This window comes from Trinickia sp., assembly GCF_051961175.1.
Classification (GTDB): domain Bacteria; phylum Pseudomonadota; class Gammaproteobacteria; order Burkholderiales; family Burkholderiaceae; genus Trinickia.
Window position 1 is genome coordinate 1 of the sequence record NZ_JBQCDN010000281.1, and the last position, 13,629, is coordinate 13,629.

At 65.7% G+C, this 13,629-nt stretch carries 12 protein-coding genes; 9 read left to right on the top strand and 3 right to left on the bottom strand.

Annotation, left to right across the window (positions count from 1 at the left end; all coding sequences use genetic code 11):
• The 6 genes from pyk to ACTHL0_RS16890 all read left to right on the top strand — a co-directional run.
• Positions 1-1,055 (top strand): pyruvate kinase (gene pyk / locus ACTHL0_RS16865; protein ID WP_440567957.1); only part of this gene is annotated, 1,055 nt, incomplete at its 5' end.
• A 285-nt stretch (positions 1,056-1,340) separates the two neighbouring features.
• A complete protein-coding gene (fba, locus tag ACTHL0_RS16870) occupies positions 1,341-2,405 on the top strand; it encodes a class II fructose-bisphosphate aldolase (protein ID WP_440567958.1) in 1,065 nt (354 codons plus the stop codon).
• 223 nt (positions 2,406-2,628) lie between these two features.
• Positions 2,629-3,519 (top strand): phosphoribosylaminoimidazolesuccinocarboxamide synthase, encoded by an 891-nt coding sequence (locus tag ACTHL0_RS16875; protein ID WP_440567959.1) that lies wholly within the window; start codon positions 2,629-2,631, stop codon positions 3,517-3,519.
• A gap of 37 nt (positions 3,520-3,556) precedes the next feature.
• Positions 3,557-4,078 carry a 5-(carboxyamino)imidazole ribonucleotide mutase gene (purE, locus tag ACTHL0_RS16880; protein WP_440567960.1) on the top strand — a complete coding sequence of 174 codons (522 nt, stop codon included), beginning with the start codon at positions 3,557-3,559 and terminating at the stop codon, positions 4,076-4,078.
• 145 nt (positions 4,079-4,223) lie between these two features.
• On the top strand, positions 4,224-5,432 hold the full coding sequence (locus ACTHL0_RS16885; RefSeq protein ID WP_440567962.1) for a 5-(carboxyamino)imidazole ribonucleotide synthase: 1,209 nt from the start codon (positions 4,224-4,226) through the stop codon (positions 5,430-5,432).
• Between the two features lie 27 nt (positions 5,433-5,459).
• Positions 5,460-6,509, top strand: coding sequence for an L-threonylcarbamoyladenylate synthase (locus ACTHL0_RS16890; protein WP_440567963.1), 1,050 nt, complete (start codon positions 5,460-5,462; stop codon positions 6,507-6,509).
• A gap of 88 nt (positions 6,510-6,597) precedes the next feature.
• Here the strand turns inward: ACTHL0_RS16890 and ACTHL0_RS16895 are convergent, their stop codons facing one another.
• The 3 genes from ACTHL0_RS16895 to dacB all read right to left on the bottom strand — a co-directional run bounded on the left by ACTHL0_RS16895 (position 6,598) and on the right by dacB (position 10,559).
• Positions 6,598-7,803 (bottom strand): SGNH/GDSL hydrolase family protein, encoded by a 1,206-nt coding sequence (locus ACTHL0_RS16895; protein ID WP_440567964.1) that lies wholly within the window; start codon positions 7,801-7,803, stop codon positions 6,598-6,600.
• Positions 7,790-8,728 carry a sterol desaturase family protein gene (locus ACTHL0_RS16900; RefSeq protein WP_440567965.1) on the bottom strand — a complete coding sequence of 313 codons (939 nt, stop codon included), beginning with the start codon at positions 8,726-8,728 and terminating at the stop codon, positions 7,790-7,792. Before ACTHL0_RS16900 ends, ACTHL0_RS16895 begins: the two co-directional genes overlap by 14 nt.
• 211 nt (positions 8,729-8,939) lie before the next feature.
• A complete protein-coding gene (gene dacB, locus ACTHL0_RS16905) occupies positions 8,940-10,559 on the bottom strand; it encodes a D-alanyl-D-alanine carboxypeptidase/D-alanyl-D-alanine endopeptidase (protein ID WP_440567966.1) in 1,620 nt (539 codons plus the stop codon).
• A gap of 216 nt (positions 10,560-10,775) precedes the next feature.
• Between dacB and ACTHL0_RS16910 the strand changes: the two genes are divergently transcribed.
• The 3 genes from ACTHL0_RS16910 to ACTHL0_RS16920 form a co-directional block, all read left to right on the top strand.
• Positions 10,776-11,435 (top strand): response regulator, encoded by a 660-nt coding sequence (locus tag ACTHL0_RS16910; RefSeq protein WP_440567967.1) that lies wholly within the window; start codon positions 10,776-10,778, stop codon positions 11,433-11,435.
• An 85-nt stretch (positions 11,436-11,520) separates the two neighbouring features.
• Entirely contained in the window at positions 11,521-12,822 is a 1,302-nt protein-coding gene (locus ACTHL0_RS16915) for an ATP-binding protein (protein WP_440567968.1), read from the top strand.
• 157 nt (positions 12,823-12,979) lie between these two features.
• A partial coding sequence (locus ACTHL0_RS16920; RefSeq protein WP_440567969.1) for a trypsin-like peptidase domain-containing protein occupies positions 12,980-13,629 on the top strand: 650 nt, incomplete at its 3' end.

The following is a 13,629-nucleotide window of genomic DNA, read 5'->3' on the forward strand; positions in this document are numbered from 1 at the left end:
TGATCGTGCTGACGGTTGCCCGAGTGATCGGCGAAGAAATCCACACGATCGTCAAAGTCGGCGGCGAGCTGTCGAACAACAAGGGCATCAACCGCCAGGGCGGCGGCTTGACGGCGCCCGCGTTGACGGCCAAGGACATGGAAGACATCCGCACCGCGATGGCGATCGGTGTCGATTACATCGCCGTGTCGTTCCCGAAGAACGCGACCGACATGGAAATGGCGCGTCAGCTCGCGAACATTGCCGGCATGCCCTACGGCATCAAGCCGAAGATGATCGCGAAGATCGAGCGTGCCGAAGCGATCCCGGTGCTGCAAGGCATCCTCGATGCATCCGACGGCATCATGGTCGCGCGCGGCGATCTGGCCGTCGAAGTCGGCAACGCGGCCGTGCCGGCGCTGCAAAAGCGGATGATCCGGATGGCGCGCGAGTCGAACAAGCTCGTCATCACGGCCACGCAGATGATGGAATCGATGATCCACGCGCCGGTGCCGACGCGTGCCGAGGTATCCGACGTGGCCAACGCCGTGCTGGACGGCACCGATGCCGTCATGCTGTCGGCCGAAACGGCCGCGGGCAAGTACCCGGTGCAGACGATCGAGGCGATGGCCGCGATTTGTATCGAAGCGGAAAAGTCGGAGCACGTCGAGCTCGATAAGGACTTCCTCGACCGCACGTTCACGCGTATCGATCAGTCGATCGCCATGGGCGCATTGTTCACGGCTTACCATCTCGGCGCGAAAGCGATCGTGGCGCTGACGGAATCGGGCGCGACGGCGCTCTGGCTGTCGCGGCACTGGTCGCACGTGCCGATCTTCGCACTGACTTCGCGTACGACGAGCGAGCGGGCCATGGCGCTGTTCCGCAATGTCACGCCGTTGTCGGTGGAGTCGAACAGCGATCGCGATCAGGCGTTGAAACAGGCGGTCGAAGTCGTGGTGTCGAAGGGGTTTGCCGCGCGCGGCGACATGGTCGTCCTGACCGTCGGCGAGCCGATGGGGCAAGCGGGCGGCACCAATACGTTGAAGATCGTGCGCGTGGGCGATCCGTATTGACAGGCGGTACGCACGTCGATTGAATGCGGCGCGCCCGGTGGTGAACCGGCGTGCCGCACGCTCGCGCGAGTGGCGAACCCACGAAAGAGGCAAGCCGGCGGAAGCCGAAAATCGGGCGAAAAGCCGCTATACGGCGCATTTTGCGCCACTCTTGGCGGTCGCCGACGGGGTTTGGCGGCCCCAAAGTTCGGGAGCAGTCCCCGCTTCGCGATAAAATCGCGCATTCGCGCATAAAAAGTGCCGACCGAGCACCGAGCACCAGATTTCAATCCTAGGAGTACAAGCATGCCTCTCGTATCAATGCGTCAACTGCTGGACCATGCGGCCGAGCACGGCTATGGCCTGCCGGCGTTCAACGTGAACAATCTCGAGCAAGTGCAAGCGATCATGGCGGCGGCGGACCAGGTCGGCGCGCCTGTCATCATGCAAGCGTCGGCCGGCGCCCGCAAATACGCGGGTGAGCCGTTCCTGCGCCACTTGATCGAGGCGGCGATCGAGTCGTTTCCGCATATTCCGGTCGTGATGCACCAGGATCACGGGCAATCGCCGGCCGTGTGCATGGCCGCGATGCGCAGCGGCTTCACGAGCGTCATGATGGACGGTTCGTTGGAAGCGGACGGCAAGACGGTCGCGTCGTACGAATACAATGTCGACGTGTCGCGCAAGGTCGTGGAAATGGCGCATTCGATCGGGGTGACGGTCGAGGCCGAGCTGGGCGTGCTCGGTTCGCTCGAAACGATGAAGGGCGACAAGGAAGACGGCCACGGCGCCGAGGGCACGATGACGCGCGAGCAGTTGCTGACGGATGTCGAGCAAGCCGCCGATTTCGTGAAGCAGACGCAGTGTGACGCTTTGGCGATTGCAATCGGCACTTCGCACGGCGCCTACAAGTTCACGAAGAAGCCGACGGGCGATATTCTGGCGATCGACCGCATCAAGGAAATCCACGCGCGGATCCCGAACACGCACCTCGTGATGCACGGTTCGTCGTCGGTGCCGCAGGAGCTGCTCGCTGAAATCCGCGAGTTCGGCGGCGATATGAAGGAAACGTACGGCGTGCCCGTCGAGGAAATTCAGGAAGGGATCAAGCACGGCGTGCGCAAGGTGAACATCGACACCGATCTGCGCCTCGCGATCACGGGTGCGATCCGCCGCTATTTGTTCGAGAACCCGAGCAAGTTCGATCCGCGCGACTACCTGAAGCCCGCGCGCGAAGCGGCCAAGAAGATCTGTGTCGATCGCTTCATCGCGTTCGGCTGCGAAGGCCAGGCCGGCAAGATCAAGCCGATCTCCCTCGATAAGATCGCGGAGAAGTACAAGGCAGGCGAGCTGGCGCAAGTCGTTCGCTGATCCACCGCACGCAAGGCCGCGCTTCACGTCGCGGCCGCTCGCGAATCGATCGCCGTTCCGATCAGATGATGGGAACGGCGTTTGGCTTTTGTTGTTGTGGGTTGTTTAGTGGTTGTTTCAGGGTTGTTTTGTAGTCTTTTGTTGTCCAGGCGGCCGACAGCGGATTGCTTCGATGTGCCTGGTGTTTCATTCGTTCCTCACTTTTGACTGACGGCTCACGACGATGTCTACCCTCTACGAATCTTCGCTCCGCTCGCTGCCGCTGCTCGGCCGCGGCAAGGTCCGCGACAACTACGCCGTCGGCAGCGACAAGTTGCTGATCGTCACGACCGATCGTCTGTCGGCGTTCGACGTCGTTATGGGCGAGCCGATTCCGAACAAAGGCCGCGTGCTCAACCAGATGGCGAACTTCTGGTTCGACCGTTTGCAGCACATCGTGCCGAACCACCTGACGGGCGTCGAGCCCGAAACCGTCGTCGCAGCCGATGAGGTCGAGCAGGTGAAGGGGCGTGCCGTCGTCGTCAAGCGGCTCGAGCCGATTCTCGTCGAAGCCGTCGTGCGCGGCTACCTCGCCGGCAGCGGCTGGAAGGACTACCAGGCGACGGGCGCCGTCTGCGGCGTCGAGCTGCCGCCGGGGCTCAGCAACGCGCAGAAGCTGCCCGAGCCGATCTTCACGCCGGCCGCGAAGGCCGAGATGGGGCACCACGACGAGAACATCACGTTCGAAGAGTGCGAGCGCCGCATCGGGACCGAACTGGCCGCGACGATCCGCGACATCTCGATCAAGTTGTACCAGGAAGCGTCCGAATACGCGGCCACGCGCGGCATCATCATCGCCGATACGAAATTCGAATTCGGTCTGGATAACCACGGCAAGCTGTTCCTGATGGACGAAGCGCTGACGGCCGATTCGTCGCGTTTCTGGCCGGCCGACGAGTATCAGGTCGGGACGAACCCGCCGTCGTTCGACAAGCAGTTCGTGCGCGATTGGCTCGAAACCCAGGACTGGGGCAAGACGGCGCCGGCGCCAAAGCTGCCCGAAGATGTGATCGCCAAGACGAGCAGCAAGTACCAGGAGGCGCTCGAGCGGCTCACGGGACAAACGCTGGCCTGATCCGGTTCGATAGAGATAGAGCAAGGAAAATCGGATCATGACCGAACAAGTCCAGACCGCGCATACGCATGACGCGCCGCTCGTCGGCGTACTGATGGGATCCAGTTCCGATTGGGACGTGATGAAGCATGCCGTGGCGATGCTGCAGGAATTCGGCGTGCCTTACGAGGCGAAGGTCGTCTCGGCACACCGGATGCCCGACGAGATGTTCGACTATGCGGAAAAGGCACGCGAACGCGGCTTGCGGGCCATCATCGCGGGCGCCGGCGGTGCCGCGCATCTGCCGGGCATGCTGGCTGCGAAGACAACCGTGCCCGTGCTCGGCGTGCCGGTGGCGAGCAAGTATCTGAAGGGCGTCGATTCGCTGCATTCGATCGTGCAGATGCCCAAGGGCGTGCCCGTTGCGACGTTCGCGATCGGCGAGGCCGGCGCGGCCAATGCGGCGCTGTTCGCCGTGTCGCTGCTGTCGGGCACGTCGAGCGAGTACGCCGAGCGGTTGGCGGCGTTCCGCGTTCGGCAAAATCAGGCGGCTCACGCGATGGTGCTACCGGCGCTGTGAGCGCCTGGGGCCGGCCGTTCGTTCCGATTGTTCCGATTGTTCGGATCGTCCCGATCGCCGGCTCCGTTTCGAGGTCCCGTTTTCGCGACCGTTGCTTCACGTCCCGCGGTGCTCCGAACTGCCGCGGGCGCGACCGACCAATGAGATGAATCCAGAGAACACTCCCGTTTCACCGATCATGCCCGGCGCTTGGCTCGGGATGGTCGGCGGCGGCCAGCTCGGCCGCATGTTCTGCTTCGCGGCCCAGGCGATGGGCTACCGCGTTGCCGTGCTCGACCCGGACGAAGCGAGCCCCGCCGGCAGCGTGGCCGATCGGCATCTGCGCGCCGCCTATGACGACGAAGCCGCGCTGACGGAACTCGCCCGCCTGTGCGCTGCCGTCTCGACGGAGTTCGAGAACGTGCCGGCCGCGAGCCTCGATTTCCTGGCTCGCTCGACGTTCGTGAGCCCGGCGGGACGCTGCGTGGCGATCGCGCAAGACCGCATCGCCGAAAAGCGGTTCATCGCCGAAGCGGGTGTGCCCGTCGCGCCTCATGTCGTCATCGAATCGTCGGATGCCCTGGCCGGAATCGACGACGCGCAGCTCGCGCAGGTCCTGCCTGGCATCTTGAAGACGGCTAGGCTCGGCTACGACGGCAAGGGCCAAGTGCGTGTGACGAGTGCCGACGATGTGCGCGACGCTTATAGCGCGATGGGCGGCGTACCGTGCGTGCTCGAAAAGCGCTTGCCGCTCAAGTTCGAGGTATCGGCGCTCGTCGCGCGCGGCACGGGCGGGGCAACGGCGGTTTACCCGCTCGCGCAAAACCTGCATCGGGCCGGCGTGCTGGCGGTGACGGTCGTCCCCGCGCCCGACGCTTCGCCCGCGCTCGCGGAGCAGGCTCAACTGGCGGCGATCAGCGTCGCGGAAAAGCTCGGTTACGTGGGCGTGCTCTGCGTCGAATTCTTCGTGCTCGAAGACGGTTCGCTCGTCGCCAACGAAATGGCGCCGCGGCCGCACAACTCGGGCCACTACACGGTCGATGCCTGCGCGGCGAGCCAATTCGAGCAGCAAGTCCGTGCGATGACGGGCATGCCGCTGGGGGACACGCGGCAGCACTCGCCGGCCGTGATGCTCAATATTCTCGGCGACGTCTGGTTTCCCGTGGATCCGAAAGGCGCGGCGAGCGCGACGCCTGTCACGCCACCCTGGCACGAAGTGGCGGCCATGCCGGCCGCGCGGCTGCATTTGTACGGCAAGGAAGACGCGCGCCCCGGGCGTAAGATGGGGCACGTGAATTTCACGGCCGCCACGCTCGACGAAGCGCGCACGGCCGCGCGCGATTGCGCTCGGCTGCTGCATATTTCGCTCGCCTGACGCGCCGCCCGCCAACGCTGATCGACGATGTCCGACCGTTCGACTTCAACCGCCGCATCCGCCGGGCCTTTCGTGTCCGATGCGCAAATCGACGAAGCCGCGGCGCTGCTGGCCGCAGGCGAGCTCGTCGCTTTTCCGACCGAGACGGTCTATGGTTTGGGCGGCGATGCCGCGGATCCGGCCGCCATCGCGCGCATCTACGCGGCCAAGGGCCGGCCCGCCAATCATCCTGTCATCGTCCATCTCGCGCCGCACGGCGATCCGCAATACTGGGTGGATCATCTGCCGCTTGACGCGCAAAAGCTCATCGACGCGTTTTGGCCCGGCCCGCTCACGCTGATCCTCAAACGTGCCGCACGCATCCCCGCGGAGGTAAGCGGCGGGCAGGATTCGGTCGGCCTGCGTTGCCCGTCGCATCCCGTTGCGCAGCGGCTGCTGGATGCGTTCAGCGCCCGGCGTGCAGGGCATGGCGGGGTGGCGGCACCGTCGGCGAACCGCTTCGGGCACGTGAGCCCGACGACGGCGCAGCATGTCCGCGATGAATTCGGCGAGGCCATTCACGTGCTGGATGGCGGGCCCTGCGATGTCGGGATCGAATCGACGATCCTTGATTTGTCGCGCGGTTTCCCGGCGCTGCTGCGTCCCGGGCGCGTGACGCCGCGTGAAATCGCCGATGTGCTCGGCGTTGCGCCGCGCTTGCCCGACGGCAGCGATGCGACGGCACCGCGTGCATCGGGCACGCTCAAAGCACACTACGCGCCGCGTACGCCGCTGGCGCTGCTGCCGTTCGAAGCGTTGCAGCCGCTGCTCACCGGCGCGCAGGCGGCCGGTACGCGCGTTGCGTTGGTCGCGCGCCCCTCACGTGCGGGCACATGGGCCGATGCGCCCAACGTCCATTTCGTTGCGGCGCCCGAGGATCCGGATGTCTATGCGCGAGAATTGTATGGCTTGTTGCGCGCGCTGGACCGGGCGCAAGTCGAGCGCATTTTCGTGGAAAAGCTGCCCGATACGCTCGAATGGATTGCCGTCAACGACCGGCTCGGCCGCGCTGCTGCGGCGTTCGACTCGCAGGGCTGAACGCGCAACCGTTCACTCGCCGCTCGCCGTTCGCCGCTCGCCGCCCGACACGACCGGCTGAGCCGGCCGTATCGGTAGCCAAGCCGGATCAGTGACCGATCCCCGCGGCGGCGATTTTCGATTCGACGAACTGTGCGAAGAGCACGTGCGTGCGCGTAGCCGGATGGACCATATCGGCGAAGATGAACGTCTGGTCCGCATTCGCGGCCGTCAGCGTTTGCGGCGAGCAGAACAGCGACGAGGCGAGGGCCGCGCCGAACTGAGCCGGCGTCTGGCCCGGCAGCAGCACGCTCGGGTTGTTTTGCGCGTAGGCCGTGGCCGAGGTTTGCATCTGCGTCAAGTTACAAGCCGTGTTCGTGTTCGACACAGAGAAGCCGTTGGCCTGGTAGTTTGCGATCAATTGATCGAGCCACGTGAACGCATCCACCGAGATCACGGTGCCTGCGGGCAGATTGGCCGCTTGCAAGCCGGCCGCCACGATGCCGTTGAACGTCTGTACGACGCCGGAAATCAGCTGTTGAGCCGCGGCGCCGTTCTGGGCGGCGGCCTGCACGCCCAGCGGCGTCTGGCCGATATCCGGAACGTTGACGAACACGACGTGCGTGGCGCCCTTGCCGACGATCGTGGCGACTTGCGTCACGAGCGCTTGCGCGGCCGGTCCGAGCGTCGTGCTCACCTCTTTCAGCAGCGCGGTCTGCGGCGTCATGCCGCCGCCGATATCGGTTTGGACCGCTACCAGCAGCGCGTTCAGGTTCGCGAGAATGTCGTTCGCGCCACCTTCGACGAGGACGATCTGATTCGAATTGAAGCTGCCGTTCGCGCTCAGGTAGTTCGCGACCTGGGTCACGATCGGCGTGGTCGTGGCCGCCAGATTGCTCGGCGCCCAGCCGATCCCCTGCGCGTTCGACACCTCGGCGCCGCCTTGTGCGTAGTCGAAGCCGCCGTTGGCCTTGAGCGGCTGGCCGAAGCCGCCGACGACAGCTGGCGTCAGCGTGCCGCCGTAGTAGTTCGCGACGTTCTGGGTCCAGACCTGGCCGGGGTTCGTCGTGAACCGGCCACCGCCGAATTGCTGCGAGATGACGGGCGAATAGGTGCCCGCATCGGACAGGCTCGTCCCGAACGACACGACTTGCATCGTCACGCCGCCCGCCGGTGTCGCAGTGGCCGACGAAGTGGAACTGCCGCCGCCACCGCCGCCGCCGCAGGCCGCCACGAGCGCGCATGCCGCGGCCGCGATCGAGGTTTGCGCCATGCGCAGCCAGGTGTTTTTCTGTGTCTTCTTACCGTGTTCCATCGACTTCATCTCCTCGTATAGGCGGCATGGCCGTGTTGTGATGTGTAATGCGTGAGGCGCGCGTTGCGCGATGCATGGCGTGACGGGCCGCCGCCCATTCGGGCGGCCCGAAAATCGCGCGCAGCTTATCGGCGAAGCGGGGCGCGCGCAGCGCATCGGCGAACATCGAGCGCCACTCGTGAAACGTCGCGATCAATGGGTTATAGGTGCGAAGCGGTTCGACGATGCCGTATTGCGGCGCGTCGCTCGCGTCCTCCGGTACGTAGGTGCCGAACAGGCGATCCCACACGACCAGCACGCCGGCGTAGTTGCGGTCGATATAGCGCGGGTTGCGAGCGTGGTGGCAGCGATGGATGGACGGCGTGTTGAACACGTATTCGATCCATCCGAGTTTGCCGATCGCCTGCGTGTGAATGAAAAACTGAAACGCCAGGTTGATGAGCACGATGGCGACGATCTGCTTCGGCGGGAAGCCCAGCAAGGCGAGCGGCGTCCAGAACAACCACATACCGGCGATCGGATACATGAGGCTTTGGCGAAAGGCCGTCGACAAATTCAGGCGTTCGGACGAATGGTGCACGACATGCGCAGCCCAGAACCAGCGAATGCGGTGGCTGCACCGGTGAAACAGGTAGTAGAGCAGGTCCTGTGCCACGAACAGCACCGCGAACGACATCCATCCGCCTTCCCAGGTGACGAGGCGGAAATGGGCATAGACGTAGGCGTACACCGGCACGACCGCGAGCCAGGCGAGCTTGTCGGCACCTTGGTGCATGAGCGCGAGCGCGGCGTTGCAGATCGTGTCGGGCCAGCTGTAGAGCCGGGCGTTGCGGCGCGTGCGCGCGAAATGCCAGGCTTCGCAGCCGATGCATGCGAGAAAGACGGGCGCCATGGCGAGCAGAAGCAATTCGGCGTCGAATTGCATGACGTCTTCCTCCTTCGTGTCTCGTCGTTATCGGGCCCCCGCGGCGCGTTTCGCCGTGTCGCGAACGCGCGGGACAAACGCATCCATCCGCTCAGTTGACGGTTGTTGCCCGACAGCGTACACGCTCGCGCCACGCCCGGCGTCATTTGATCCTAGAAGAAGTATTCGATGGCCGGCGCCCTGCCCGGGGCGCCGATCCGGTGCGAGGAGCCTAGCGCAACCCCCGATAGACCCACTCGAGCAACGCGTCGTGAGCCGCGCGCGCCTGCTCGGCGCGTGGCGCGTTGATGAAGCTGGCGACGACGTAGCTTTCGCCGTTGTCGGCCGCGACATAGCCGGCAATTGCACGGACGTCGTTCAGCGTGCCGGTCTTGATATGGGCGTTGCCGAGCACCGGCTCGTTGCGCAGGCGGTTGCGCATGGTGCCGTCCACGCCGGCAATCGGAAGCGAAGCGACGAACACTTGCGCGACGGGGCTCGCATTGGCGTTTTGCAGCAGATCGGCGAGCGCGCGCGCGCTTACGTGCTCCTCGCGCGAGAGGCCCGAGCCGTTCGCGAGGGTGAGCCCCGGCATCGCGAGCCCTTGCGTGCGCAAAAAGCGCTCGATGACTTCGGCCGACTTGGCCGGCGTCGCGGGCGGTTTGTCCACGACGGCGCCGATCGTCAGGAACAGATTGCGCGCCATGACGTTGTTGCTGAACTTGTTGATGTCGCGAACGATGTCGCCGAGCAGGGGGCCGCGATGCGTCGCGACGAGCCGCGCGCCGGCGGGAACAGGGCCTTCGTGTGTCGTACCGTTGAAGGTGCCGCCGGCCGAGCGCCATAGGGCCAGAAAGCCGCCCGCGAAGAACGCGCTGTGGTCGAGCACGGCAACGTTGATCGTGCGCGCGCCGCAACGCAGCGGGTAATCGCCCGAGAACAGCGCGTCGACGGTGCCATTCGGCTCAGGGGTGACGTTCGGCGTCAGCGCCGTGTCCGCGCCGACGCAAGCGCCGGCACTCGCATGCAGCGAGTTGTCGATTTGCAACTGCGCGAGGGCCGGGATGACGTCGATCGCGACGTTGCCGTCGGGGGCGGGCGTCAAGGTGAACGAGAGCGACTTGAACGCGTAAAGCAGCGGATCGGGGCCGACGTTGTAGGGGGCGGTCGCGTCGTCGTCGAACGGCGGCAGGTCGCGCGTCGACGCATCGAAAAAGCGCTTGTCGAGCACAAGCGCCCCGTCGATGCCGGTGATACCCGTTTGCCGGATCTTGTTGACGAGATCGATGAGCTCTTCCGGCACGAGCTTCGGATCGCCCGTGCCTTGAATGTAGAGATTGCCGTGCAGCACGCCAGTCCGATCAACCTCCCCGTCGGCATAGGCGGTTGTGCGCCAGCGGTAGTCGGGGCCGAGGAGCGACAGGCCGGCGTACGTTGTTACCAGTTTCATCGTGGAAGCCGGCAGCATCGGTGTCTCGGCGTTCAGCGCAACGAGCGGCGCATGGTCGCCGATTCGCTCGACGACGACGCTGATATCGGATAGCGGGACCCCCGCGCGCTTGAGCGCGCCCGTGACCGAAACCGGCAACTGCGGCGCGGGCACCGCGACGCGCGCATGGCGGTGCAAGAGCTTGTGGGCATCGGCCGGCGTGGCTAACCCGAAGGCGCCGGCCGCCACGAGTGCGCAGGCCGCCCGCAGCAGCACCACGGCGCGCCGCTCACAGCGAAGGCCGGCGGGCGACGATGGCGGTGACGATGAGGTGGATTCGGCGCACGCAGGGCGCGAGGCGAGGAAACGAGACGGAGCGGGGATGGCGCGGCGGCGAGGCGAAAAAAGCGGGGCGAGCGTCATGAAAGAGTGCGCAAAGACGGATAGGACCCAGAGGACCGATAGACCGATAGGCGATAAGGCCGATAACAACGGCGGCAGGCGCGCGCAAGCGCGCAAAGCGCTCATTGTAGGGGGCAAGTGCCGAGGCGGGCGCGCGAACGGACGACAAGGGTGAACGAAGTGTCGACGCTGGACCCGCTAGAATGCGCTATCTGATCCACTCGGAAGCGTTGAGCAATGCGAATACTGCTAGTCGAAGACGACCGCATGATCGCCGAAGGCGTGCGCAAGGCGCTGCGCGGCGAAGGCTTTGCGGTCGATTGGGTGCAGGACGGCGAAGCTGCGCTGACGGCGGCGGGCAGCGAAACGTACGATCTGGTGCTGCTGGATCTGGGCTTGCCCAAGCGCGACGGTCTGGACGTGCTGCGTTCGCTGCGCTCGCGCGGCAATGCGCTGCCGGTGCTGATCGTGACGGCGCGCGATGCGATTGCCGATCGCGTGAAAGGGCTCGACGCAGGCGCCGACGATTACCTCGTCAAGCCGTTCGATCTCGATGAACTCGGCGCGCGCATGCGGGCGCTGATTCGGCGTCAGGCCGGGCGTTGCGAATCGGTGATCCGTCACGGTCCGCTGACGCTCGATCCGTCGGCGCACCAGGTGACGCTCGACGGCGCGCCCGTGGCGCTGTCCGCGCGCGAGTTCGCGCTGCTCGAGGCGCTGCTCGCGAGGCCCGGCGCCGTGCTCTCCAAAACCCAGCTCGAAGAGAAGATGTACGGTTGGGGCGAGGAAATCGGCAGCAACACGGTGGAGGTGTATATCCACGCGTTACGCAAGAAGCTCGGCGCGGACTTGATCCGCAATGTGCGCGGGCTGGGCTACATGATCGCGAAGGACTAGCGGCCGAGCGCTCCGATTCTCGTGAGCGGCCTTCCTCGGCCGCCGCCCCAAGCGCGCTTCCTCCGCCATATCGAAACCTAGATAGATGCAATCCATTCGCCGTCAATTGCTGTTCTGGCTGATCGGGATCGTCCTCGCGGGCGTGGGTCTTGCCGGTTGGCTCATCTACCGTCAGGCGCTCGCCGAGGCCAACGAACTCTTCGACTATCAGCTGCAAGAGATCGCCGCGGCCCTGCCGTCCGAGCCGTTCGCGCAAATCTTCGGCGCGCACAACGATGCCGACGAGGGCATCGTGATCCAGATCTGGAGCCGAACCGGCTCGCTCATGTACTACTCGCATCCGCGCGCGCCGCTGGCGCCGCGGGCGGAGCTCGGGTTTTCGACCGAGCGCACGGATCGCGGCGATTGGCGCGTGTACGGTGCGATCGTCGGCGACAACGTCGTCCAGCTCGCCCAGCCGTTGTCCGTTCGCAACCGCCTCGCGGCAAATGTCGCGCTGCGCACGCTTTGGCCGCTGATCGTGCTGCTGCCGTTCCTGGGCGTGGCGGTCTGGGTGGTCGTCGGGCGCGGGCTCGCGCCGCTCAGGCGTGTCACGCGCGCGCTCGACGCGCGGCGTCCCGAAGCGCTCGATCCGCTGCCCGAAGCGCGCTTGCCGCTCGAAGTGCGGCCGCTCGTGCGGGCGCTGAACGGCCTGCTGGCGCGGTTATCGTCGGCGCTCGACACGCAGCGCGCGTTCGTGGCCGATGCGGCGCATGAGCTGCGCACGCCGCTCGCGGCCGTGCAGATCCAATCGCAGCTCGTCGCGCGGGCAGGCGATGCCGATGCGCGCCGGGAAGCATTGGCCGATCTGCAGGCCGGCGTCACGCGGGCAACGCGGCTGGCCGAACAGCTGCTCGCGCTCGCGCGGGCTGAACCGGATGCGAGCGCCGTCAAGGAGGCCGTGGATCTGCGCATGTTGCTGGCCGATTGCGTCGCCGCCCATGCGCCGATCGCACAGCGCGGCGGCATCGATCTCGGCTTCGAGCAGGCACAGGCGGCCACGGTCACGGCCGATGCCGATTCGCTGCGCGTGATGTTCGGCAATTTGCTCGACAACGCGGTCAAGTACACCCCCAGCGGCGGCCGGATCGACGTCACGCTCACCCTCGACGAGGCCAGCGGTCGGCCCTGCGTGCAGATCGCCGACAGCGGCCCCGGCATCCCGGCGCAAGAGCGTGCGCGCGTGTTCGACCGTTTTTACCGCGATGCGTCGGCGCGCGCACGCACGGACGTCTCGGGCAGCGGGCTCGGGCTGGCCATCGTCAAGCGCATCGCGACGCAGCACGGCGCCGTGATCGAGCTCGGCGATGCCCCGTTCGGCGGCTTGCTCGTCACCGTGCGGTTCTAAGGACGCCGGCCCGGCCGTGGCGCCGGGCGCGCCGGAACAGGGGCAGGCGCCCCGGGCAACGCCTGTAGGGACGGGCCACTCGGACGGATTCACCGTTAAGACTCCTTTAAGACAGTGCTTTTACTCTGCCTGACATCAAGCAAGGAGGCCCTGTCCTATGAACGCAAGAACGCTCTCTCGCGGTGCCGTGGCGATTGCCGTTGCCGGCGCGCTCTCCGTGGGCTATGTCGCCGGTACGCGTCATGCCGATCCTCATATCATTACGGCCGCGCAAGCCGCCGCCCTGATGCCGGCCGAAGCCGCCGCGAAAACGGGTATCCCGGATTTCTCCGGGCTCGTGGAAACGTATGGGCCGGCGGTCGTCAACATCAGCGCGAAGCACGTTGTGAAGCAGGTGGCGCGCCGCTCGACACAGCAGCTGCCCGTCGATCCGGATGATCCCTTCTATCAATTCTTCAAGCGCTTTTACGGCCAATTCCCCGGTTTCAACGGCGGCGAGAACGGCGGTCCCGGCGCGCAGGAAGACGTGCCCAGCGCGAGCCTCGGTTCGGGCTTCATCATCAGCAACGACGGCTACATTCTGACCAACGCGCACGTTGTCGACGGGGCGAACGTCGTCACCGTCAAGCTGACGGACAAGCGCGAGTTCCGTGCGAAAGTTGTCGGCACCGATAAGCAATCCGACGTCGCGGTCCTGAAGATCAGCGCGTCGAACTTGCCGACCGTCAAGATCGGCGATCCGAACCAGAGCAAGGTCGGCCAGTGGGTCGTCGCGATCGGCTCGCCGTACGGGTTCGACAACACGGT

Bases quoted from the DNA above. Each gene is read 5' to 3' on its own strand.
- fba (WP_440567958.1), top strand. From the start codon at position 1,341: ATGCCTCTCGTATCAATGCGTCAACTGCTGGACCATGCGGCCGAGCAC.
- ACTHL0_RS16875 (WP_440567959.1), top strand. From the start codon at position 2,629: ATGTCTACCCTCTACGAATCTTCGCTCCGCTCGCTGCCGCTGCTCGGC.
- purE (WP_440567960.1), top strand. From the start codon at position 3,557: ATGACCGAACAAGTCCAGACCGCGCATACGCATGACGCGCCGCTCGTC.
- ACTHL0_RS16885 (WP_440567962.1), top strand. From the start codon at position 4,224: ATGAATCCAGAGAACACTCCCGTTTCACCGATCATGCCCGGCGCTTGG.
- ACTHL0_RS16890 (WP_440567963.1), top strand. From the start codon at position 5,460: ATGTCCGACCGTTCGACTTCAACCGCCGCATCCGCCGGGCCTTTCGTG.
- ACTHL0_RS16895 (WP_440567964.1), bottom strand. From the start codon at position 7,803: ATGGAACACGGTAAGAAGACACAGAAAAACACCTGGCTGCGCATGGCG.
- ACTHL0_RS16900 (WP_440567965.1), bottom strand. From the start codon at position 8,728: ATGCAATTCGACGCCGAATTGCTTCTGCTCGCCATGGCGCCCGTCTTT.
- dacB (WP_440567966.1), bottom strand. From the start codon at position 10,559: ATGACGCTCGCCCCGCTTTTTTCGCCTCGCCGCCGCGCCATCCCCGCT.
- ACTHL0_RS16910 (WP_440567967.1), top strand. From the start codon at position 10,776: ATGCGAATACTGCTAGTCGAAGACGACCGCATGATCGCCGAAGGCGTG.
- ACTHL0_RS16915 (WP_440567968.1), top strand. From the start codon at position 11,521: ATGCAATCCATTCGCCGTCAATTGCTGTTCTGGCTGATCGGGATCGTC.